Origin of the sequence: Pseudomonas sp. BYT-1, assembly GCF_023611805.1 — a bacterium.
Lineage (GTDB): Bacteria > Pseudomonadota > Gammaproteobacteria > Pseudomonadales > Pseudomonadaceae > Aquipseudomonas > Aquipseudomonas guariconensis.
In genome coordinates this window covers 5,004,561-5,027,500 of sequence record NZ_CP072559.1, presented here as the reverse complement: position 1 = coordinate 5,027,500, position 22,940 = coordinate 5,004,561, and the positions used below count along the sequence as shown (strand labels likewise).

The window sequence follows — 22,940 nt, the reverse complement described above, 5'->3', positions numbered from 1 at the left end:
GCTCAGTTGGTTAGAGCGCACCCCTGATAAGGGTGAGGTCGGCAGTTCAAATCTGCCCAGACCTACCATTAGCTTGGTGCAGATGACTACGGGGCCATAGCTCAGCTGGGAGAGCGCCTGCCTTGCACGCAGGAGGTCAGCGGTTCGATCCCGCTTGGCTCCACCACTTGCCGTTACCTGCAGAACTTAGAAATGAGCATTCCAACGTGAATGTTGATTTCTGACTTTTGTCAGATCGTTCTTTAAAAATTCGGATATGTGATAGATAGACTGATGACCACTTTCACTGGTGGGCCATCAGGCTAAGGTAAAATTTGTGAGTTCTGCTCTTTATTGAGCAACATGCGAATTTTCGGCGAATGTCGTCTTCACAGTATAACCAGATTGCTTGGGGTTATATGGTCAAGTGAAGAAGCGCATACGGTGGATGCCTTGGCAGTCAGAGGCGATGAAAGACGTGGTAGCCTGCGATAAGCTTTGGGGAGTCGGCAAACAGACTGTGATCCAGAGATCTCTGAATGGGGGAACCCACCTAGGATAACCTAGGTATCTTGTACTGAATCCATAGGTGCAAGAGGCGAACCAGGGGAACTGAAACATCTAAGTACCCTGAGGAAAAGAAATCAACCGAGATTCCCTTAGTAGTGGCGAGCGAACGGGGACCAGCCCTTAAGTTGATTTGAGATTAGTGGAACGCTCTGGAAAGTGCGGCCATAGTGGGTGATAGCCCCGTACACGAAAGTCTCTTATCAATGAAATCGAGTAGGACGGAGCACGAGAAACTTTGTCTGAACATGGGGGGACCATCCTCCAAGGCTAAATACTACTGACTGACCGATAGTGAACCAGTACCGTGAGGGAAAGGCGAAAAGAACCCCGGAGAGGGGAGTGAAATAGAACCTGAAACCGTATGCGTACAAGCAGTGGGAGCCTACTTTGTTAGGTGACTGCGTACCTTTTGTATAATGGGTCAGCGACTTATATTCAGTGGCGAGCTTAACCGAATAGGGGAGGCGTAGCGAAAGCGAGTCTTAATAGGGCGTTTAGTCGCTGGGTATAGACCCGAAACCGGGCGATCTATCCATGGGCAGGTTGAAGGTTAGGTAACACTGACTGGAGGACCGAACCGACTACCGTTGAAAAGTTAGCGGATGACCTGTGGATCGGAGTGAAAGGCTAATCAAGCTCGGAGATAGCTGGTTCTCCTCGAAAGCTATTTAGGTAGCGCCTCATGTATCACTCCAGGGGGTAGAGCACTGTTTCGGCTAGGGGGTCATCCCGACTTACCAAACCGATGCAAACTCCGAATACCTGGAAGTGCCGAGCATGGGAGACACACGGCGGGTGCTAACGTCCGTCGTGAAAAGGGAAACAACCCAGACCGTCAGCTAAGGTCCCAAAGTCATGGTTAAGTGGGAAACGATGTGGGAAGGCTTAGACAGCTAGGAGGTTGGCTTAGAAGCAGCCATCCTTTAAAGAAAGCGTAATAGCTCACTAGTCGAGTCGGCCTGCGCGGAAGATGTAACGGGGCTCAAACCATGCACCGAAGCTACGGGTATCACTTAGGTGATGCGGTAGAGGAGCGTTCTGTAAGCCTGTGAAGGTGAGTTGAGAAGCTTGCTGGAGGTATCAGAAGTGCGAATGCTGACATGAGTAACGACAATGCGAGTGAAAAACTCGCACGCCGAAAGACCAAGGTTTCCTGCGCAACGTTAATCGACGCAGGGTTAGTCGGTCCCTAAGGCGAGGCTGAAAAGCGTAGTCGATGGAAAACAGGTTAATATTCCTGTACTTCCAGTTATTGCGATGGAGGGACGGAGAAGGCTAGGCCAGCTTGGCGTTGGTTGTCCAAGTTTAAGGTGGTAGGCTGAAATCTTAGGCAAATCCGGGATTTCAAGGCCGAGAGCTGATGACGAGTTGCCTTTAGGCGACGAAGTGGTTGATGCCATGCTTCCAAGAAAAGCTCCTAAGCTTCAGATAACTGGGAACCGTACCCCAAACCGACACAGGTGGTCGGGTAGAGAATACCAAGGCGCTTGAGAGAACTCGGGTGAAGGAACTAGGCAAAATGGCACCGTAACTTCGGGAGAAGGTGCGCCGGCGAGGGTGAAGGACTTGCTCCGTAAGCCCATGCCGGTCGAAGATACCAGGCCGCTGCGACTGTTTATTAAAAACACAGCACTCTGCAAACACGAAAGTGGACGTATAGGGTGTGACGCCTGCCCGGTGCCGGAAGGTTAATTGATGGGGTTAGCGCAAGCGAAGCTCTTGATCGAAGCCCCGGTAAACGGCGGCCGTAACTATAACGGTCCTAAGGTAGCGAAATTCCTTGTCGGGTAAGTTCCGACCTGCACGAATGGCGTAACGATGGCGGCGCTGTCTCCACCCGAGACTCAGTGAAATTGAAATCGCTGTGAAGATGCAGTGTATCCGCGGCTAGACGGAAAGACCCCGTGAACCTTTACTATAGCTTTGCACTGGACTTTGAGCTTGCTTGTGTAGGATAGGTGGGAGGCTTTGAAGTGGGGACGCCAGTTCTCATGGAGCCATCCTTGAAATACCACCCTGGCAACCTTGAGGTTCTAACTCAGGTCCGTGATCCGGATCGAGGACAGTGTATGGTGGGTAGTTTGACTGGGGCGGTCTCCTCCCAAAGAGTAACGGAGGAGTACGAAGGTGCGCTCAGACCGGTCGGAAATCGGTCGCAGAGTATAAAGGCAAAAGCGCGCTTGACTGCGAGACCCACACGTCGAGCAGGTACGAAAGTAGGTCTTAGTGATCCGGTGGTTCTGTATGGAAGGGCCATCGCTCAACGGATAAAAGGTACTCCGGGGATAACAGGCTGATACCGCCCAAGAGTTCATATCGACGGCGGTGTTTGGCACCTCGATGTCGGCTCATCACATCCTGGGGCTGAAGCCGGTCCCAAGGGTATGGCTGTTCGCCATTTAAAGTGGTACGCGAGCTGGGTTTAGAACGTCGTGAGACAGTTCGGTCCCTATCTGCCGTGGACGTTTGAGATTTGAGAGGGGCTGCTCCTAGTACGAGAGGACCGGAGTGGACGAACCTCTGGTGTTCCGGTTGTCACGCCAGTGGCATTGCCGGGTAGCTATGTTCGGAAGAGATAACCGCTGAAAGCATCTAAGCGGGAAACTTGCCTCAAGATGAGATCTCACTGGGATCTTGAATCCCCTAAAGGGCCGTCGAAGACTACGACGTTGATAGGTCGGGTGTGTAAGCGCTGTGAGGCGTTGAGCTAACCGATACTAATTGCCCGTGAGGCTTGACCATATAACACCCAAGCAATTTGCTTCTGCAGATTGCGGTGGTGAAGACGAAAGAACCGAAAGTTCGCAACCACAACGATCACATATCCGAATTGGCTGGAGTGTCATAAGACAGTCTGGCAACAGAATTTCTTGACGACCATAGAGCATTGGAACCACCTGATCCCATCCCGAACTCAGTAGTGAAACGATGCATCGCCGATGGTAGTGTGGGGCTTCCCCATGTGAGAGTAGGTCATCGTCAAGATTCATTTCGCAAAACCCCTATCTGCGCGAGCAGGTAGGGGTTTTGTCTTTTCTGGTTCCGACCATTTTCTCCCTCTGTTGCTCGAGTACTGCCTTTCTGTGGGCCCTTTTCCTATGCAAGCCCCCGGGCCGTGGCTATCATGCCAGCCTAATTCCAAGTCGAGACTGGCATGCTGAAGTTGTTGAATCTCCTCAAGGATGGCCGGTTCCATTCCGGGCAGGCCCTAGGGGAAGCAATGGGGGTGAGTCGCAGCGCCGTGTGGAAGCAGCTGCAGCACCTGGAAAGCGAATTGAACCTTGTTATTCACAAGGTGCGTGGTCGTGGCTATCAATTGGCCGTACCGCTGACTTTGCTCGAGTCTGAGGTTATCCATGAGCACGGCCGGGGCGATCATTGGCCGCTTTGGATTCACGAGACAATAGATTCCACCAATGCCGAAGCTCTACGTCTTATTGCTCGGGGCGAATCCGCGCCGTTTCTCGTTTTGGCGGAGCAACAGACAGCTGGCCGGGGTCGGCGCGGGCGCCAATGGGTGAGTCCTTTCGCTGAGAATCTCTATTACAGCCTGGTTCTGCGGGTCGAAGGCGGCATGCGCCAGCTCGAAGGGCTGAGCCTGGTCGTAGGATTGGCGGTCATGCGCACCTTGCAGGTGTTCGGTTTGGATGCTGCCGGCTTGAAATGGCCGAATGATGTGCTGGTGGGAGAGCGGAAAATTGCGGGCATCCTGTTGGAGTTGGTCGGCGATCCTGCAGATGTATGTCATGTAGTGCTGGGTATCGGTATCAATGTGAACATGCAGAGCAATGACCGGGTCGATCAGCAGTGGACTTCGATGAAGCGTGAGGTAGGTGGGTCAATCGACCGCAACCGTCTGGTCGCGCAACTCAACCAGCAACTGCAGCATGAGTTGGCCCGTCATCGTCGTTACGGGTTTGCGGCATTCCAGGAAGATTGGGAGCAGGCAAACCTGTGGCAGGGGCGCACAGTGTCCCTGATTGCAGGTAGTAACCGTATCGATGGTGTGATGCTTGGGGTTGATGGGCTAGGCGCCTTGCGTCTCGAGGTCGAAGGTGTGGAAAAGAGCTTTAGTGCTGGAGAGCTCAGTTTGAGGTTGCGTGATGATTCTTGAGCTCGACTGCGGAAATAGTTTCATCAAGTGGCGTGTAATTCATGCCGGCGATGCGACCATTGTGGGTGGAGGCATAGTCGATTCTGATCAGGCACTGCTGGCCGAAGTGTCAGCGTTGCCTTCCGTGCGCCTCAGTGGTAGCCGGATGGTGAGTGTGCGCAGCGAAGAAGAAACCGACGCGCTTTGCCTACAGTTGGCACAGCATTTCGGTGTCCGGGTGCTAGTCGCTCATCCTGCCCGTGAAATGGCGGGCGTGCGCAATGGATACGACGATTATCAGCGACTGGGTATGGATCGCTGGTTGGCGGCACTGGGTGCGTACCATCTGGCAAAAGGGGCGTGCTTGGTCATCGACTTGGGCACCGCAGCCAAGGCGGACTTCGTCGCTGCGGACGGGCAGCATTTGGGCGGTTACATTTGCCCGGGTATGCCGCTGATGCGTAGCCAATTGCGCACCCACACCCGTCGGATTCGTTACGACGATGCTTCAGCTGAGCGAGCTTTGATCAGTCTCGTGCCGGGACGCTCCACCGTGGAAGCTGTCGAGCGCGGGTGCGTGTTGATGTTGCAGGGTTTTGCGCGTACGCAGATTGAGCAAGCACAGGTGTTATGGGGTGAGTCATTCACGGCGTTCCTTACCGGTGGGGATGCGCCTTTGGTAAGAGATGCCGTTCCTCAGGTTCGGGTGGTGCCCGATCTGGTCTTTGTCGGTCTGGCCATTGCCTGTCCACTGGGTTGAGGTGCCTATGCGTTGGTTGTTTCTGCTATTGGTGGTGCTCAATATCGCTTATTACGTCTGGCATCAACAGGAGGCGCCTCTGAAGGCCAAGGAGGTTGCGCCTCTTTCCTTGTACAAAGGTAGTCAGCAAGAAATCCGCCTATTGCGTGAAACAGGCGCTTCAGCGCCGGCCAAGCGCCGCGATGAATGCCTGGTTGTCGGAGGGGTTCAGACTCAAGAGCAGTTGGACGCGCTACGTCAGCGCCTGGTAAGCCTGGATATTTCGACAGCGGAGGTGCCAGGCCAATTGCCAGGTGCTGATGGGCGCTGGCTCAAAGTTGCGGCCGAAAGCGAGCGTTTGCTGGACTCTGCGGTGCTCTCAAGTCTTTCCAAGGATTTCAAAGACTTAAAACACAAAATTATTTTATGCGAGGGTATTGCAACTGGTGAATAGCTTGATAGAATGGCGCCCGCTTCGCAGGGAACACCACTGAGGTGGTAAGACCGGAAGCTGTTGTCAAAGTAGCTAACCTCAAGATTTTAATGAGAAAAAGCTTGACAGCAGGACGGCAAGAGTTGAAAATGCCGCCCACACTCAGGAGGGGTTCCCGAGTGGCCAAAGGGATCAGACTGTAAATCTGACGTCTTCGACTTCGAAGGTTCGAATCCTTCCCCCTCCACCAGTTTAGCGAGAGCTGCAAGCTCCGCGGGTATAGTTTAGTGGTAGAACCTCAGCCTTCCAAGCTGATGATGCGGGTTCGATTCCCGCTACCCGCTCCAAGTTTGCTGTTGTTGCACAAAGTGTTGCGCTCTTGTAGCTCAGTTGGTAGAGCACACCCTTGGTAAGGGTGAGGTCAGCGGTTCAAGTCCGCTCAAGAGCTCCATATTAACAAGGCAGATATGAAAATATCTGCCTTTGTTTTATCAGTTGTAGTGACTATTTCTTCTGCGGAGGACTGTATCGATGGCTAAGGAAAAGTTTGATCGTTCCCTTCCCCACGTTAACGTCGGCACTATCGGCCACGTTGACCACGGTAAGACCACTCTGACTGCAGCTCTGACCCGCGTCTGCTCCGAAGTCTTCGGTTCGGCCGTCGTTGAGTTCGACAAGATCGACTCGGCTCCAGAAGAAAAAGCACGCGGTATCACCATCAACACCGCTCACGTCGAGTACAACTCGAACATTCGTCACTACGCTCACGTTGACTGCCCAGGTCACGCTGACTACGTGAAGAACATGATCACCGGTGCTGCCCAGATGGACGGCGCGATCCTGGTTTGCTCGGCCGCCGATGGTCCGATGCCACAAACCCGTGAGCACATCCTGCTGTCCCGTCAGGTTGGCGTTCCGTACATCGTGGTCTTCCTGAACAAGGCTGACCTGGTAGACGACGCTGAGCTGCTGGAACTGGTCGAGATGGAAGTTCGCGACCTGCTGTCCACCTACGACTTCCCAGGCGACGACACTCCGATCATCATCGGTTCGGCTCGTATGGCTCTGGAAGGCAAAGACGACAACGAAATGGGTACCAGCGCTGTTAAGAAGCTGGTTGAGACTCTGGATGCCTACATCCCTGAGCCAGTTCGTGCCGTTGACCAGCCGTTCCTGATGCCGATCGAAGACGTCTTCTCGATCTCGGGTCGTGGTACCGTTGTTACCGGTCGTATCGAGCGTGGTATCGTCCGCGTTCAGGACGCCCTGGAAATCGTTGGTCTGCGTCCAACCACCACCACCACCTGCACCGGCGTTGAGATGTTCCGCAAGCTGCTGGACGAAGGTCGTGCTGGCGAGAACTGCGGCGTCCTGCTGCGCGGCACCAAGCGTGACGAAGTTGAGCGTGGCCAGGTTCTGGTCAAGCCAGGTTCGGTCAAGCCGCACACCAAGTTCACTGCAGAAGTCTACGTTCTGTCGAAGGAAGAAGGCGGTCGTCACACTCCGTTCTTCAAAGGCTACCGTCCTCAGTTCTACTTCCGTACCACTGACGTGACCGGTAACTGCGAACTGCCGGAAGGCGTTGAAATGGTAATGCCAGGTGACAACATTCAGATGACTGTTACCCTGATCAAGACCATCGCAATGGAAGACGGTCTGCGCTTCGCTATCCGTGAAGGCGGTCGTACCGTCGGCGCCGGCGTCGTAGCAAAAATTATTGAATAAGTAGTTGATTTCTCATGATCAGGCCGGCATAATGGCCGGCCTGATACAGCGTTAAAGGTCAGTAGCTCAATTGGCAGAGCGACGGTCTCCAAAACCGTAGGTTGGGGGTTCGATTCCCTCCTGACCTGCCATTCACCTCGGTGTGATGGCTTTCTTCTCACAGGATCCTCCTCGATGACTCCCAAAACTGAAGCCCAAGAATCGCGTTTTGATCTGTTCAAGTGGCTGGCTGTTGTTGTATTGGTAGTCGTTGGTGTTGTGGGTAATCAGTATTACTCCGCAGCTCCAATCCTGTATCGCGTCCTTGCGCTTCTTGCTCTGGCTGCCGTTGCGGGCTTTGTCGCCTTGCAGACTGTGAAGGGTAAGTCGTTCTTTGCGCTGGCGAAGGAAGCTCGTACCGAGATTCGTAAAGTCGTGTGGCCGACCCGCCAGGAAACCACTCAGACCACGCTCATTGTTGTGGTTGTCGTGTTGGTTATGGCGTTGCTGCTGTGGGGTCTCGATTCCCTGCTCGGCTGGGCGGTCTCCTTGATTGTTGGCTAAGGGTGTCCCGTGGCTAAGCGTTGGTACGTCGTGCATGCTTACTCGGGTTACGAGAAGCATGTGATGCGCTCCCTGATCGAGCGCGTCAAGCTGGCTGGCATGGAAGACGAGTTCGGCGAGATCCTGGTCCCGACCGAAGAAGTTGTTGAAATGCGCAATGGCCAGAAGCGCAAGAGCGAGCGCAAATTCTTCCCTGGCTATGTGCTGGTCCAGATGGAAATGAACGAAGGGACTTGGCACCTCGTCAAGGACACCCCTCGTGTCATGGGTTTCATTGGTGGTACCGCAGACAAGCCTGCGCCGATCACCGATAAAGAAGCTGAAGCTATCCTGCGTCGCGTTGCCGATGGTAGTGACAAGCCTAAGCCCAAGACGCTGTTCGAGCCGGGTGAAGTGGTTCGAGTCATTGATGGTCCGTTTGCTGACTTCAATGGCAGTGTCGAAGAAGTTAACTACGAAAAGAGCAGGCTGCAGGTTGCAGTGCTCATTTTCGGTCGCTCTACTCCGGTAGAGCTCGAGTTCAGCCAGGTCGAGAAGGTCTAGGCGAACGACGCATCCCATACCCCGCAGCCCTATGTGCTGCGGGGTTTTGTCGTCACTGGGATAAAACGCAAGTCATACGGGGAGCCATCTGGCGTTCGTACCCGATTTTGGAGTAGCTCATGGCTAAGAAGATTCAGGCTTACATCAAGCTGCAAGTTAAGGCCGGCCAGGCCAACCCAAGCCCACCCGTTGGTCCAGCACTGGGTCAACACGGTGTTAACATCATGGAATTCTGCAAGGCCTTCAACGCCCGTACTCAGGGTCAAGAGCCAGGTCTGCCGACTCCAGTGATCATCACTGTCTACAGTGACCGTAGCTTCACCTTCGAAACCAAGAGCACTCCTGCCTCGGTTCTGCTGAAGAAAGCTGCTGGCCTGAGCAGTGGTTCGGCTCGCCCGAACACCGTCAAGGTTGGTACCGTTACCCGTGCTCAGCTGGAAGAGATCGCCAAGACCAAGCAGGCTGATCTGACTGCCGCTGACCTGGATGCAGCTGTGCGCACCATCGCCGGCTCTGCCCGCAGCATGGGCCTGAACGTGGAGGGTGTGTAATGGCTAAGCTGACTAAGCGCCAAAAGGCTATCGCCGAGAAAATCGAAGCAGGCAAGGCCTACAACTTCGAAGAGGCCGCGACTCTGCTGGCTTCGCTGCCGGCCGCCAAATTCGTCGAGTCCTATGACATCGCCGTCAACCTCGGTGTTGACCCGCGTAAATCCGACCAGGTCGTTCGCAGCGCTACCGTGCTGCCGCATGGCACTGGCAAGACCGTTCGCGTTGCCGTCTTCACCCAGGGCCCAGCTGCTGAAGCTGCTCTGGCTGCCGGCGCTGACCGCGTAGGTATGGACGATCTGGCTGCCGAAATGAAAGGCGGCGACCTGAACTATGACGTCGTAATCGCATCGCCTGATGCCATGCGTGTTGTAGGTCAGCTGGGTCAGGTCCTGGGTCCTCGCGGCCTGATGCCGAACCCGAAAGTGGGTACTGTAACTCCAGACGTAGCCGGCGCCGTCAAGAACGCCAAGGCTGGTCAGGTTCGCTACCGTACCGACAAGAACGGTATCATCCACACCTCCGTTGGCAAGGTCGGCTTCGAAGCTGGCAAGCTGAAGGAAAACGTTGAAGCCCTGATCGCCGATCTGAAGCGTATCAAGCCGGCTTCCTCGAAAGGTATCTACGTCAAGCGCGTCACCCTGAGCACCACCATGGGCCCAGGTCTGATCATCGATCAGAGCTCGCTGAACGTGTAATGCTCGGCCGGTGCGGCCCTGTCCGCACCGGCTGCTGAAAATTGGGGTCCCTGCCTGGCGGGGGCTATCCAAGACCGTAGGCGGCGCAAGCCTTAAACCACAAGCCTACGCAGATGGTGCTCCCGATTCGTTACCGAATCAGACACCAAAACGACATCCGGCCTCGGCTGGATGAAACGGTAGAAACCAGGAGTAAACCCGTGGCAATTAAACTCGAAGACAAGAAGGCCATCGTCGCTGAAGTCAACGAGGCTGCCAAAGTCGCTCTGTCCGCTGTCGTGGCTGATGCCCGTGGTGTGACTGTAGGCGCAATGACCGGACTCCGTAAAGAGGCCCGCGAAGCTGGCGTTTACGTACGTGTCGTACGTAACACCCTGCTCAAGCGCGCTGTTGAAGGCACCGAGTACTCGATCCTCAACGACGCGTTCAAAGGCCCGACCCTGATCGCCTTCTCCAATGAACATCCGGGCGCTGCTGCTCGTCTGTTCAAAGAGTTCGCCAAGGGTCAGGACAAGTTCGAGATCAAGGCAGCTGCGTTCGACGGCAAGTTCCTTGCCGCTAACCAGATCGACGTGCTGGCAACTCTGCCAACTCGCGACGAGGCTATCGCACAGCTGATGAGCGTAATCCAAGGTGCAACCAGCAAGCTGGCTCGTACCCTGGCTGCTCTGCGCGACCAGAAAGAAGCTGCTGCTGCCTAAGGCCGCGTAGCTTATTTCGAAATCAAACGTTTAATTTGATGGCCGCGTAGGCTGTCACCCCAATACAGGAATTCATAGTCATGTCTCTGACTAACGAGCAAATCATCGAAGCGATCGGCCAGAAAACCGTTCTGGAAATTGTTGAACTGATCAAAGCGATGGAAGAAACCTTCGGCGTTACCGCTGCTGCCGCCGTTGCTGCTGCCCCTGCTGGTGGCGCTGCTGCCGCTGCTGAAGAGCAGACCGAGTTCAACGTCGTTCTGGCCGAAGCTGGCGACAAGAAGGTCAACGTGATCAAGGCAGTTCGTGAACTGACCGGTCTGGGCCTGAAAGAAGCCAAAGAGAAAGTAGACGGCGCTCCTGCTGTCATCGCTGAAGGCGTTTCGAAAGAAGCCGCTGAAGACGCGAAGAAGAAGCTGGAAGAAGCAGGCGCTAAAGTCGAGCTGAAGTAATTTCGACTTTGCGACTCCAGCCCAAGCGTTGAGCGAAAGGCTGACGGCTGGTGGCTTATGCCACCGGCCTTTTTCCGTTATTGGTGGCCGATCAGGTCGGCCCCGATAACGAGCTGTAAAACACCCAAGAGGGTGTGCAAACCATGGGGTTTGCAGATTTTCTGGCTGCTTCCGCTCGGAAGGAGCCAAACAAGCAGGTGACCAAGCTGGGGAACGCTGATGGCTTACTCATACACTGAGAAAAAACGTATCCGCAAGGACTTTAGCAAGTTGCCGGACGTCATGGATGTGCCTTACCTCCTGGCCATCCAGCTGGATTCGTATCGCGAATTCCTGCAGGCGGGAGCATCCAAGGATCAGTTCCGCGACGTCGGCCTGCACGCGGCCTTCAAATCGGTATTCCCGATCATCAGCTACTCCGGCAATGCTGCCCTGGAGTACGTCGGCTATCGCCTGGGCGAGCCGGCTTTCGATGTGAAGGAATGTGTCCTGCGCGGTGTGACATTCGCTGTTCCGCTGCGTGTGAAGGTGCGCCTGATCATCTTCGACAAGGAATCGTCGAACAAAGCGATCAAGGACATCAAAGAGCAAGAAGTCTACATGGGTGAAATCCCCCTGATGACTGAGAACGGTACCTTCGTTATCAACGGTACCGAGCGTGTAATCGTTTCCCAGCTGCACCGTTCGCCAGGTGTGTTCTTCGACCACGATCGTGGCAAGACCCACAGCTCCGGCAAACTGCTGTACTCCGCCCGTATCATTCCTTACCGCGGTTCCTGGCTGGACTTCGAGTTCGATCCGAAGGACTGCGTGTTCGTTCGTATCGACCGTCGCCGCAAGCTGCCGGCCTCGGTACTGCTGCGAGCGCTGGGCTACAGCACCGAAGAAATCCTCAACACCTTCTACACCACCAACGTGTTCCACGTTTCCGGCGAAAAACTCAGCCTGGAACTGGTGCCTCAGCGTCTGCGTGGTGAAGTCGCGGTCATGGATATCCATGACGGCAGCGGAAAGATCATCGTTGAGCAAGGCCGTCGTATCACCGCGCGCCATATCAACCAGCTCGAAAAAGCCGGCGTCAAGCAGCTGGACGTTCCAATGGAGTACGTCCTGGGCCGCACCACTGCCAAGGCCATCGTGCATCCGGCCACCGGCGAGATCCTTGCCGAATGCAACACCGAGCTGACCACTGAGCTGCTGATCAAGGTCGCCAAGGCTCAGGTTGTACGCATCGAGACGCTGTACACCAACGACATCGATTGTGGTCCGTTCATCTCGGATACTCTGAAGATCGACACCACCAGCAACCAGCTGGAAGCCTTGGTGGAAATCTACCGCATGATGCGTCCAGGTGAGCCGCCAACCAAGGATGCCGCCGAGACCCTGTTCAACAACCTGTTCTTCAGCGCCGAGCGTTACGATCTGTCCGCTGTTGGCCGCATGAAGTTCAACCGCCGTATCGGTCGTACCGAGATCGAAGGTTCGGGCGTGCTGAGCAAGGAAGATATCGTCGACGTCCTCAAGACCTTGGTCGATATCCGTAACGGCAAAGGCATCGTTGACGACATCGACCACCTGGGTAACCGTCGTGTCCGTTGCGTTGGCGAGATGGCCGAGAACCAGTTCCGTGTCGGCCTGGTGCGCGTCGAGCGCGCGGTCAAGGAACGTCTGTCGATGGCGGAAAGCGAAGGCTTGATGCCGCAGGACCTGATCAACGCCAAGCCGGTCGCGGCGGCGGTGAAGGAGTTCTTCGGTTCCAGCCAGCTCTCGCAGTTCATGGACCAGAACAACCCACTCTCCGAGATCACCCACAAGCGCCGTGTCTCCGCGCTCGGCCCAGGTGGTCTGACCCGTGAGCGTGCAGGCTTCGAAGTCCGTGACGTACACCCGACTCACTACGGCCGTGTGTGCCCGATCGAGACCCCTGAAGGTCCGAACATCGGTCTGATCAACTCCCTGGCGGCCTATGCCCGCACCAATCAGTACGGCTTCCTGGAAAGCCCGTACCGCGTGGTGAAAGAAGGCGTGGTCACCGACGAAATCGTGTTCCTGTCTGCCATCGAAGAGGCCGATCACGTGATCGCCCAGGCTTCCGCTGCGATGAACGAGCAGAAGCAACTGGTCGATGAGCTGGTCGCCGTACGTCACCTGAACGAATTCACCGTCAAGGCGCCGGAAGACGTCACCCTGATGGACGTTTCGCCGAAGCAGGTTGTTTCCGTCGCTGCCTCGCTGATTCCGTTCCTCGAGCACGACGACGCCAACCGTGCATTGATGGGTTCGAACATGCAGCGTCAGGCTGTTCCGACCCTGCGCGCCGACAAGCCGCTGGTAGGTACCGGCATGGAGCGCAACGTTGCTCGTGACTCCGGCGTCTGCGTCGTTGCTCGTCGCGGTGGTGTGATCGACTCGGTCGACGCCAGCCGTATCGTCGTGCGTGTAGCCGATGACGAAGTAGAAACCGGCGAAGCAGGTGTGGATATCTACAACCTGACCAAGTACACCCGTTCGAACCAGAACACCTGCATCAACCAGCGTCCGCTGGTGAGCAAAGGTGATGTGGTCGCGCGTGGCGACATCATGGCCGACGGCCCGTCCACCGACATGGGTGAGCTGGCGTTGGGTCAGAACATGCGCATCGCGTTCATGGCGTGGAACGGCTTCAACTTCGAAGACTCCATCTGCCTGTCCGAGCGTGTGGTTCAGGAAGACCGCTTCACCACTATCCACATCCAGGAACTGACCTGTGTGGCGCGTGACACCAAGCTTGGCCCAGAGGAAATCACTGCGGACATCCCGAACGTGGGTGAGGCTGCGCTGAACAAGCTGGACGAAGCCGGTATCGTCTATGTGGGTGCTGAAGTCGGCGCTGGCGACATTCTGGTCGGTAAGGTCACTCCGAAAGGCGAGACCCAGCTGACTCCAGAAGAAAAGCTGCTGCGTGCGATCTTCGGTGAGAAGGCCAGCGACGTAAAAGACACCTCCCTGCGCGTGCCGACCGGCACCAAAGGTACTGTCATCGACGTCCAGGTCTTCACCCGTGACGGCGTTGAGCGCGACAGCCGCGCCCTGGCCATCGAGAAGATGCAACTGGACGAGATCCGCAAGGACCTCAACGAAGAGTTCCGCATCGTCGAGGGCGCGACCTTCGAGCGTCTGCGTGCAGCCCTGAACGGCCAGGTGGTCGATGGTGGCGCGGGCCTGAAGAAAGGCACCGTGATCACTGACGACGTACTGAACGGTCTGGAGCACGGCCAGTGGTTCAAGCTGCGCATGGCCGAAGATGCTCTGAACGAGCAGTTGGAAAAGGCTCAGCAGTACATCGTCGATCGCCGTCGTCTGCTGGACGACAAGTTCGAAGACAAGAAGCGCAAGCTGCAGCAGGGCGATGACCTGGCACCGGGCGTGCTGAAGATCGTCAAGGTCTACCTGGCTATCCGTCGCCGCATCCAGCCGGGCGACAAGATGGCAGGCCGTCACGGTAACAAGGGTGTGGTCTCCGTGATCATGCCGGTCGAAGACATGCCGCACGACGCCAACGGTACTCCAGTCGACGTCGTTCTGAACCCGCTGGGTGTACCTTCGCGTATGAACGTCGGTCAGATCCTTGAAACCCACCTGGGCCTCGCGGCCAAGGGCCTGGGCGAGAAGATCGATCGCATGCTCGAAGAGCAGCGCAAAGCCGCTGAGCTGCGCAGCTTCCTGACCGAGGTCTACAACGAGATCGGTGGTCGTCAGGAAAACCTGGACGAGTTCTCGGACGAAGAGATCATCGCGCTGGCCAACAACCTGAAGAAAGGCGTGCCGATGGCTACGCCGGTCTTCGACGGTGCCAAGGAGCGTGAAATCAAGGCCATGCTGAAGCTGGCCGACATGCCTGAGAGCGGCCAGATGGTCCTGTTCGATGGCCGTACCGGCAACAAGTTCGAGCGTCCTGTGACCGTTGGTTACATGTACATGCTCAAGCTGAACCACTTGGTGGACGACAAGATGCACGCGCGTTCCACTGGTTCGTACAGCCTGGTTACCCAGCAGCCGCTGGGTGGTAAGGCGCAGTTCGGTGGTCAGCGTTTCGGGGAGATGGAAGTGTGGGCGCTGGAAGCATACGGCGCGGCATACACCCTGCAAGAAATGCTCACAGTGAAGTCGGACGACGTGAACGGCCGTACCAAGATGTACAAGAACATCGTGGATGGCGATCACCGTATGGAGCCGGGCATGCCCGAGTCCTTCAACGTGTTGATCAAAGAGATCCGTTCGCTCGGTATCGATATCGATCTGGAAACCGAATAACACGTGACGCGAAGGGGAGCGGGGCAGGTATTGCCCGCTTCCTGCTCCGCCAGGAGGAAAGGCCTTGAAAGACCTACTGAATTTGCTGAAAAACCAGGGTCAAGTCGAAGAGTTCGACGCCATCCGCATCGGTCTGGCGTCGCCTGAAATGATCCGTTCGTGGTCGTTCGGTGAAGTTAAGAAGCCGGAAACCATCAACTACCGTACGTTCAAACCTGAGCGTGACGGCCTGTTCTGCGCCAAGATCTTTGGCCCAGTCAAGGATTACGAGTGCCTGTGCGGAAAGTACAAGCGCCTCAAGCATCGCGGCGTCATCTGCGAGAAGTGCGGCGTTGAAGTCGCTCTGGCCAAGGTTCGTCGTGAGCGCATGGCGCACATCGAGCTGGCCTCGCCGGTTGCCCACATCTGGTTCCTGAAGTCGCTGCCGTCCCGTATCGGCCTGCTGATGGACATGACCCTGCGTGACATCGAGCGCGTGCTCTATTTCGAGAGCTACGTCGTTATCGATCCGGGCATGACCACCCTCGAGAAGGGTCAGCTGCTCAACGATGAGCAGTACTTCGAAGCACTGGAAGAGTTCGGTGACGACTTCGACGCCCGTATGGGTGCCGAGGCTGTTCGCGAGCTGCTGCACGCTATCGACCTGGAGCACGAAATTGGTCGCCTGCGCGAAGAGATTCCGCAGACCAACTCGGAAACCAAGATCAAGAAGCTGTCCAAGCGCCTGAAGCTGATGGAAGCTTTCCAGGGCTCGGGCAACCTGCCTGAGTGGATGGTCCTGACCGTTCTGCCGGTTCTGCCGCCGGATCTGCGTCCGCTGGTTCCGCTCGATGGCGGTCGCTTCGCGACTTCCGACCTGAACGACCTGTACCGCCGGGTGATCAACCGTAACAATCGTCTGAAGCGCCTGCTCGATCTGTCGGCGCCGGACATTATCGTGCGCAACGAAAAGCGCATGCTGCAGGAAGCGGTCGACGCCCTGCTGGACAACGGCCGCCGCGGTCGCGCCATCACTGGCTCGAACAAGCGTCCGCTGAAGTCCCTGGCTGACATGATCAAAGGTAAGCAAGGTCGCTTCCGTCAGAACCTGCTCGGTAAGCGCGTGGACTACTCCGGTCGTTCCGTAATTACCGTAGGTCCGACCCTGCGCCTGCACCAGTGCGGTCTGCCGAAGAAGATGGCGCTGGAGCTGTTCAAGCCGTTCATTTTCGGCAAGCTGGAAATGCGCGGTCTGGCGACCACCATCAAAGCTGCCAAGAAGATGGTCGAGCGCGAGCTGCCGGAGGTGTGGGACGTCCTCGCCGAGGTGATCCGCGAACACCCCGTACTGCTCAACCGTGCACCGACCCTCCACCGTCTGGGTATCCAGGCGTTCGAGCCGGTGCTGATCGAAGGCAAGGCTATTCAGCTGCACCCGCTGGTGTGTGCTGCGTACAACGCCGACTTCGACGGTGACCAGATGGCCGTTCACGTGCCGCTGACGCTGGAAGCCCAGCTGGAAGCGCGCGCGCTGATGATGTCGACCAACAACATCCTGTCGCCTGCCAACGGTGAGCCGATCATCGTGCCGTCCCAGGACGTGGTTCTGGGTCTGTACTACATGACCCGTGAAGCCATCAACGCCAAAGGTGAAGGCCGTGTGTTCGCCGACCTGCAGGAAGTCGACCGCGTATTCCGCGCCGGCGAAGCTGCGCTGCACGCCAAGATCAAGGTCCGTATCAACGAGACCGTGAAAGAGCGTGACGGCAGCATCGTCAAGAACACCCGTATCGTCGACACTACCGTCGGCCGTGCGCTGTTGTTCCAGGTAGTGCCAGCTGGTCTGCCGTTCGACGTCGTCAACCAGTCGATGAAGAAAAAGGCGATTTCCAAGCTGATCAACCAGTGCTATCGCGTGGTGGGTCTGAAGGAAACCGTCATCTTTGCCGACCAGCTGATGTACACCGGTTTTGCCTACTCGACCATTTCCGGCGTTTCCATCGGTGTTAACGACTTCGTTATCCCAGATGAGAAGGCGCGCATCATCGGTACCGCTACCGATGAAGTGAAGGAAATCGAGAGCCAGTACGCCTCCGGCCTGGTAACCCAGGGCGAGAAGTACAACAAGGTCATCGACTTGTGGTCCAAGGCGAACGACGAAGTGTCCAAGGCGATGATGGCCAACCTCTCGAAAGAGAAGGTCATCGATCGTGATGGCAACGAAGTCGAGCAAGAGTCCTTCAACTCGATGTACATGATGGCTGACTCCGGTGCGCGGGGTTCCGCTGCCCAGATCCGTCAGCTGGCCGGTATGCGTGGCCTGATGGCCAAGCCGGACGGCTCCATCATCGAGACGCCGATCACCGCGAACTTCCGTGAAGGTCTGAGCGTACTGCAGTACTTCATCTCGACCCACGGTGCTCGTAAAGGTCTGGCGGATACCGCATTGAAGACCGCGAACTCCGGTTACCTGACCCGTCGTCTGGTTGACGTGGCACAGGATCTGGTCGTGACCGAGATCGACTGCGGCACTGATCAGGGTCTGCTGATGACCCCGCACATCGAAGGCGGTGACGTTGTAGAGCCGCTGGGTGAGCGTGTACTGGGTCGTGTCATCGCCCGTGACGTGTTCAAGCCAGGCACCGAGGACGTCATCGTTCCGGCCGGTACCCTGGTCGACGAGAAGTGGGTCGAGTTCATCGAGCTGAACAGCATCGACGAAGTGGTCGTGCGTTCCCCGATCAGCTGCGAAACCCGCTACGGCATCTGCGCCAAGTGCTACGGTCGTGACCTGGCTCGTGGTCACCAGGTGAACATCGGTGAAGCTGTCGGCGTTATCGCTGCCCAGTCGATCGGTGAGCCGGGTACCCAGCTGACCATGCGTACGTTCCACATCGGTGGTGCTGCAAGCCGTACCTCGGCTGCCGACAGCGTCCAGGTGAAGAACGGCGGTATGGTTCGTCTGCACAACCTCAAGCAGGTCGAGCGTGCCGATGGCAACCTTGTTGCCGTTTCGCGTTCCGGCGAGCTGGCCATCGCCGACGAATTCGGTCGCGAGCGTGAGCGCTACAAGCTGCCTTACGGTGCGGTGATTTCGGTCAAGGAAGGTGAGAAGGTCGAAGCTGGCGCCATCGTCGCCAAGTGGGACCCGCACACCCACCCGATCGTTACCGAACTCAAAGGTACCGTGACCTTCGTGGGCATGGAGGAAGGCATCACCATCAAGCGTCAGACCGACGAGCTGACCGGCCTGACCAACATCGAAGTGATGGACGTCAAGGATCGCCCTGCCGCAGGCAAGGAAATCCGTCCAGCGATCAAGATGGTCGATGCTGCTGGCAAGGATCTGTACCTGCCGGGTACCGACGTTCCAGCCCAGTACTTCCTGCCGGCCAACGCCCTCGTCGGTGTGGCTGACGGTGCACAGATCGGTGTAGGTGACGTTATCGCGCGTATTCCGCAAGAAACGTCCAAGACCCGAGACATCACCGGTGGTCTGCCGCGCGTTGCCGATCTGTTCGAAGCGCGTCGTCCGAAAGAAGCCTCGATCTTGGCTGAAGTCAGCGGCACCATCGCGTTCGGTAAGGAAACCAAGGGCAAGCGTCGCTTGGTCATCACGCCGACCGATGGCAGCGAGCCGTACGAAGAGCTGATTCCGAAGTGGCGCCACTTGAACGTCTTCGAAGGCGAACAGGTAAACCGCGGCGAAGTTATCTCCGACGGTCCGAGCGATCCGCACGACATCCTGCGTCTGCTGGGTGTAAGCGCGCTGGCCAAGTACATCGTCAACGAGATTCAGGATGTTTACCGCCTGCAGGGCGTGAAGATCAACGACAAGCACATCGAGACCATCCTGCGTCAGATGCTGCGTAAAGTTGAGATCACCGAATCCGGCGATTCCAGCTTCATCAAGGGCGACCAGATGGAACTGACTCAGGTGCTGGTCGAGAACGAGCGTCTCGCCGCCGAAGATAAGTTCGTCTCGAAGTTCTCGCGTGTACTGCTGGGTATCACCAAGGCCTCGCTGTCGACCGAGTCGTTCATTTCCGCGGCTTCCTTCCAGGAAACCACGCGCGTCCTGACCGAAGCGGCCGTCACCGGCAAGCGCGACTACCTGCGCGGCCTGAAAGAGAACGTGGTCGTGGGTCGTCTGATCCCGGCAGGTACCGGTCTGGCCTACCACAGCGAGCGCAAGCGCCGCCGTGATGCCGACAAGCCGCTGCGTGTAAGTGCCAGTGAGGTGGAAGCCGCACTGACCGAAGCGCTGAACTCCAGCGGTAACTAAGAACAGGGCTAGGCCCCGGTTCATCCTCCACGTCATTGGCGACATGAATTGTTGCCGATGACCGGGCGGGGAGGGCCGGGGCCTCGTCTTGACTGGGTGCAAGATCCTCTTTAGACTTTTGTACCCTTAAATTTGGTGAGGCTCCGTCTCGCCAATTTTTGGCTTTCTTGCAAGACAATAGCGTCGCAAGACAATCAGTGGAGCTAGTAGATGGCAACTATCAACCAGCTGGTACGTCAGCCGCGTAAGCGTACCGTCGAGAAATCCGACGTACCTGCGCTGCAGAACTGCCCGCAGCGTCGTGGCGTGTGCACCCGTGTGTACACCACCACGCCGAAAAAACCTAACTCGGCACTGCGTAAAGTATGCCGTGTGCGTCTGACCAACGGTTTCGAGGTTTCCTCGTACATCGGTGGTGAAGGCCACAACCTGCAAGAGCACAGCGTCGTTCTGATCCGTGGCGGCCGTGTAAAAGACTTGCCAGGTGTTCGTTACCACACCGTTCGCGGCTCTCTGGATACTTCGGGCGTTAAAGGCCGTAACCAGGGTCGTTCGAAGTACGGTACCAAGCGTCCGAAGTAATCGGCCGTTTGCAGACATCCATTTTTTGAGTCGATAAGAGTAAGGTCGGGCAGGGGTCGAAGACCCGCGTCCCGGGCTAACCTGAAGACCGTTTGAGGGCTTATCATGCCAAGACGTCGTGTAGCAGCAAAACGTGAGATCCTGGACGATCCGAAGTACGGATCCCAGATTCTCGCCAAGTTCATGAACCACGTGATGGAAAGCGGCAAGAAGGCCGTAGCCGAGCGCATCGTTTACGGTGCCCTGGATACCGTCAAAGCACGCAAGAACAGCGACCCCCTGGAAATCTTCGAGAAAGCTCTCGACGCCATCGCTCCGCTGGTCGAAGTAAAGTCCCGCCGTGTAGGCGGTGCCACTTACCAGGTTCCGGTTGAAGTTCGTCCGTCCCGTCGTAATGCTCTGGCAATGCGCTGGCTCGTAGACTACGCCCGCAAGCGTGGCGAGAAGTCCATGGCTCTGCGCCTGGCCGGTGAGCTGCTGGATGCTGCTGAAGGCAAGGGTGCTGCAGTCAAGAAGCGTGAAGACGTGCACCGTATGGCCGAGGCCAACAAGGCGTTCTCGCACTACCGCTTCTAATTCAAGCATCAATCTTTTTGCGAGGGCTTTATGGCTCGTACTACAGCAATTAACCGCTACCGTAACATCGGTATCTGCGCGCACGTTGACGCGGGCAAGACTACCACTACCGAGCGGATCCTGTTCTACACAGGTCTGAGCCACAAGATGGGCGAGGTGCATGATGGCGCCGCGACCACCGACTGGATGGTGCAGGAGCAGGAGCGCGGTATCACCATTACCTCCGCTGCCGTTACCACCTTCTGGAAAGGCTCCCGTGGTCAGTACGACAACTACCGCGTAAACGTCATCGATACCCCCGGCCACGTTGACTTCACCATTGAAGTTGAGCGTTCGCTGCGCGTACTCGACGGCGCGGTCGTCGTATTCTGCGGTACCTCTGGCGTTGAGCCGCAGTCCGAAACCGTATGGCGTCAGGCCAACAAATACGGCGTTCCACGTGTTGTTTACGTGAACAAGATGGACCGTGCTGGTGCCAACTTCCTGCGCGTTGTCGGCCAGATCAAGAACCGTCTGGGTCACACCCCGGTTCCAATCCAGCTGGCTATCGGTTCGGAAGACAACTTCCAGGGTCAGGTTGACCTGATCAAGATGAAGGCCATCTACTGGAACGATGACGACAAGGGCACCACCTATCGCGAGGAAGAAATTCCTGCCGATATGCTGGAGCTGGCTGAAGAGTGGCGCGCCAATATGGTCGAGTCCGCTGCTGAAGCCAACGAAGAGCTGATGAACAAGTACCTTGAAGAAGGTGACCTGTCTGTCGAAGAGATCAAGGCCGGTCTGCGCGCCCGTACTCTGGCGAGCGAAATCGTTCCTGCCGTCTGCGGCTCCTCGTTCAAGAACAAGGGCGTTCCCCTGGTTCTCGATGCCGTGATCGACTTCCTGCCTGCTCCGACCGAGATCCCTGCGATCAAGGGTATCCACCCTGATCTGGCTGATACGCCGAAGGAAGAGATCACCGAAGAGCAGCAGGACGAGCGTCATGCCGACGACAACGAGCCGTTCTCGGCTCTGGCGTTCAAGATCGCTACCGACCCGTTCGTTGGTACCCTGACCTTCGTTCGCGTCTACTCGGGCGTTCTGACCTCTGGTGACTCGGTCATCAACTCGGTCAAAGGCAAGAAAGAGCGCGTTGGTCGTATGGTGCAGATGCACGCCAACCAGCGTGAAGAGATCAAGGAAGTTCGCGCTGGCGACATCGCGGCCCTGATCGGCATGAAAGACGTTACCACTGGTGAAACCCTGTGCGACGCCGACAAGCCAATCATCCTTGAGCGCATGGACTTCCCTGAGCCTGTAATCTCGCTCTCCGTTGAGCCGAAGACCAAGCAGGATCAGGAGAAGATGGGTATCGCTCTGGGCAAGCTGGCTCAGGAAGACCCGTCGTTCCGCGTCAAGACCGACGAAGAGACTGGTCAGACCATCATCTCCGGTATGGGTGAGCTGCACCTGGACATCATCGTTGACCGCATGAAGCGTGAATTCAACGTTGAAGCCAACATCGGCAAGCCGCAGGTTTCTTACCGCGAGAAGATCACCAAGTCCGGTGTCGAGATCGAAGGCAAGTTCGTTCGTCAGTCCGGTGGCCGTGGTCAGTTCGGTCATTGCTGGATCCGCTTCTCCGAGCCGGACCAGGATGCCAACGGCAACATCACTGAAGGCCTGGTCTTCACCAACGAAGTCGTTGGCGGTGTTGTTCCGAAGGAATACATCCCTGCGATCCAGAAGGGTATCGAAGAGCAGATGAAGAACGGCGTCGTTGCCGGCTATCCTCTGATCGGCCTGAAGGCTACCGTGTTCGACGGTTCGTACCACGACGTCGACTCCAACGAGATGGCGTTCAAGATCGCGGCCTCCATGGCGACCAAGCAGCTGGCTCAGAAGGGCGGCGGTGTTGTGCTTGAACCGATCATGAAGGTTGAGGTAGTAACCCCTGAGGATTACATGGGTGACGTGATGGGTGACCTGAACCGTCGTCGTGGTCTGATCCAGGGTATGGATGACTCGGTCTCCGGCAAGGTTATCCGTGCAGAAGTCCCGCTGGGAGAAATGTTCGGTTATGCAACCGACGTCCGTTCCATGTCTCAGGGTCGCGCAAGCTACTCCATGGAATTCTCCAAGTACTCCGAAGCTCCGTCGAACATCGTCGAAGCACTCGTTAAAAAACAAGGCTAATCCAGCCCTTTAGGCAAGAGGTT

General features: G+C 56.7%; 15 protein-coding genes, 6 tRNA genes and 2 rRNA genes (1 of these 23 only partly in view). All 23 read left to right on the top strand.

Features of this window, described 5'->3' with window-relative positions; all coding sequences use genetic code 11:
• Positions 1-68 (top strand) — tRNA-Ile (locus J5X93_RS23620) (it extends 9 nt beyond the left edge of the window).
• Between the two features lie 22 nt (positions 69-90).
• A tRNA-Ala gene (locus J5X93_RS23615) sits at positions 91-166 on the top strand.
• 234 nt (positions 167-400) lie between these two features.
• Positions 401-3,291, top strand: a 23S ribosomal RNA gene (locus J5X93_RS23610).
• A gap of 127 nt (positions 3,292-3,418) precedes the next feature.
• Positions 3,419-3,534: ribosomal RNA gene (gene rrf, locus J5X93_RS23605) — 5S ribosomal RNA — on the top strand.
• A gap of 169 nt (positions 3,535-3,703) precedes the next feature.
• Complete coding sequence (birA, locus tag J5X93_RS23600; protein ID WP_250034075.1) at positions 3,704-4,663, top strand: bifunctional biotin--[acetyl-CoA-carboxylase] ligase/biotin operon repressor BirA; 960 nt, start codon at positions 3,704-3,706, stop codon at positions 4,661-4,663.
• Entirely contained in the window at positions 4,653-5,402 is a 750-nt protein-coding gene (locus J5X93_RS23595; RefSeq protein WP_043215919.1) for a pantothenate kinase, read from the top strand. Before birA ends, J5X93_RS23595 begins: the two co-directional genes overlap by 11 nt.
• A gap of 7 nt (positions 5,403-5,409) precedes the next feature.
• The gene (locus tag J5X93_RS23590) at positions 5,410-5,835 is read left to right on the top strand and encodes a hypothetical protein (protein WP_043215917.1); all 426 of its coding nucleotides are present in this window, start codon (positions 5,410-5,412) and stop codon (positions 5,833-5,835) included.
• Positions 5,836-5,979: 144 nt separating this feature from the next.
• Positions 5,980-6,064: transfer RNA gene (locus J5X93_RS23585), tRNA-Tyr, on the top strand.
• Positions 6,065-6,087: 23 nt separating this feature from the next.
• A tRNA-Gly gene (locus J5X93_RS23580) sits at positions 6,088-6,161 on the top strand.
• A 28-nt stretch (positions 6,162-6,189) separates the two neighbouring features.
• Positions 6,190-6,265, top strand: a tRNA-Thr gene (locus tag J5X93_RS23575).
• An 80-nt stretch (positions 6,266-6,345) separates the two neighbouring features.
• The gene (gene tuf / locus J5X93_RS23570; protein ID WP_099593972.1) at positions 6,346-7,539 is read left to right on the top strand and encodes an elongation factor Tu; all 1,194 of its coding nucleotides are present in this window, start codon (positions 6,346-6,348) and stop codon (positions 7,537-7,539) included.
• A gap of 55 nt (positions 7,540-7,594) precedes the next feature.
• Positions 7,595-7,670, top strand: a tRNA-Trp gene (locus tag J5X93_RS23565).
• 43 nt (positions 7,671-7,713) lie between these two features.
• Positions 7,714-8,082 (top strand): preprotein translocase subunit SecE, encoded by a 369-nt coding sequence (secE, locus tag J5X93_RS23560; RefSeq protein WP_250034072.1) that lies wholly within the window; start codon positions 7,714-7,716, stop codon positions 8,080-8,082.
• A 9-nt stretch (positions 8,083-8,091) separates the two neighbouring features.
• Positions 8,092-8,625, top strand: coding sequence for a transcription termination/antitermination protein NusG (gene nusG / locus J5X93_RS23555; protein WP_011531880.1), 534 nt, complete (start codon positions 8,092-8,094; stop codon positions 8,623-8,625).
• Between the two features lie 119 nt (positions 8,626-8,744).
• On the top strand, positions 8,745-9,176 hold the full coding sequence (gene rplK, locus J5X93_RS23550) for a 50S ribosomal protein L11 (protein ID WP_043215356.1): 432 nt from the start codon (positions 8,745-8,747) through the stop codon (positions 9,174-9,176).
• Complete coding sequence (gene rplA, locus J5X93_RS23545) at positions 9,176-9,871, top strand: 50S ribosomal protein L1 (RefSeq protein ID WP_043215354.1); 696 nt, start codon at positions 9,176-9,178, stop codon at positions 9,869-9,871. The genes rplK and rplA overlap by 1 nt, the downstream gene beginning before the upstream one ends.
• A 200-nt stretch (positions 9,872-10,071) precedes the next feature.
• Positions 10,072-10,572: a 50S ribosomal protein L10 gene (gene rplJ / locus J5X93_RS23540; RefSeq protein ID WP_043215352.1), complete on the top strand. Its 501-nt coding sequence runs from the start codon at positions 10,072-10,074 to the stop codon at positions 10,570-10,572.
• An 80-nt stretch (positions 10,573-10,652) separates the two neighbouring features.
• Entirely contained in the window at positions 10,653-11,024 is a 372-nt protein-coding gene (gene rplL / locus J5X93_RS23535) for a 50S ribosomal protein L7/L12 (protein ID WP_043215349.1), read from the top strand.
• Between the two features lie 219 nt (positions 11,025-11,243).
• Positions 11,244-15,317, top strand: coding sequence for a DNA-directed RNA polymerase subunit beta (gene rpoB, locus J5X93_RS23530; protein WP_043215345.1), 4,074 nt, complete (start codon positions 11,244-11,246; stop codon positions 15,315-15,317).
• Between the two features lie 64 nt (positions 15,318-15,381).
• A complete protein-coding gene (rpoC, locus tag J5X93_RS23525; protein WP_043215343.1) occupies positions 15,382-19,581 on the top strand; it encodes a DNA-directed RNA polymerase subunit beta' in 4,200 nt (1,399 codons plus the stop codon).
• 210 nt (positions 19,582-19,791) lie between these two features.
• Positions 19,792-20,163 carry a 30S ribosomal protein S12 gene (gene rpsL, locus J5X93_RS23520; RefSeq protein WP_003257088.1) on the top strand — a complete coding sequence of 124 codons (372 nt, stop codon included), beginning with the start codon at positions 19,792-19,794 and terminating at the stop codon, positions 20,161-20,163.
• Between the two features lie 105 nt (positions 20,164-20,268).
• Complete coding sequence (rpsG, locus tag J5X93_RS23515; RefSeq protein WP_003246741.1) at positions 20,269-20,739, top strand: 30S ribosomal protein S7; 471 nt, start codon at positions 20,269-20,271, stop codon at positions 20,737-20,739.
• A gap of 30 nt (positions 20,740-20,769) precedes the next feature.
• Positions 20,770-22,917 carry an elongation factor G gene (gene fusA / locus J5X93_RS23510; protein WP_043215341.1) on the top strand — a complete coding sequence of 716 codons (2,148 nt, stop codon included), beginning with the start codon at positions 20,770-20,772 and terminating at the stop codon, positions 22,915-22,917.
• Positions 22,918-22,940: the final 23 nt, after the last annotated feature.

Bases quoted from the DNA above. Each gene is read 5' to 3' on its own strand.
- birA (WP_250034075.1), top strand. From the start codon at position 3,704: ATGCTGAAGTTGTTGAATCTCCTCAAGGATGGCCGGTTCCATTCCGGG.
- J5X93_RS23595 (WP_043215919.1), top strand. From the start codon at position 4,653: ATGATTCTTGAGCTCGACTGCGGAAATAGTTTCATCAAGTGGCGTGTA.
- J5X93_RS23590 (WP_043215917.1), top strand. From the start codon at position 5,410: ATGCGTTGGTTGTTTCTGCTATTGGTGGTGCTCAATATCGCTTATTAC.
- tuf (WP_099593972.1), top strand. From the start codon at position 6,346: ATGGCTAAGGAAAAGTTTGATCGTTCCCTTCCCCACGTTAACGTCGGC.
- secE (WP_250034072.1), top strand. From the start codon at position 7,714: ATGACTCCCAAAACTGAAGCCCAAGAATCGCGTTTTGATCTGTTCAAG.
- rplK (WP_043215356.1), top strand. From the start codon at position 8,745: ATGGCTAAGAAGATTCAGGCTTACATCAAGCTGCAAGTTAAGGCCGGC.
- rplA (WP_043215354.1), top strand. From the start codon at position 9,176: ATGGCTAAGCTGACTAAGCGCCAAAAGGCTATCGCCGAGAAAATCGAA.
- rplL (WP_043215349.1), top strand. From the start codon at position 10,653: ATGTCTCTGACTAACGAGCAAATCATCGAAGCGATCGGCCAGAAAACC.
- rpoB (WP_043215345.1), top strand. From the start codon at position 11,244: ATGGCTTACTCATACACTGAGAAAAAACGTATCCGCAAGGACTTTAGC.
- rpsL (WP_003257088.1), top strand. From the start codon at position 19,792: ATGGCAACTATCAACCAGCTGGTACGTCAGCCGCGTAAGCGTACCGTC.
- rpsG (WP_003246741.1), top strand. From the start codon at position 20,269: ATGCCAAGACGTCGTGTAGCAGCAAAACGTGAGATCCTGGACGATCCG.
- fusA (WP_043215341.1), top strand. From the start codon at position 20,770: ATGGCTCGTACTACAGCAATTAACCGCTACCGTAACATCGGTATCTGC.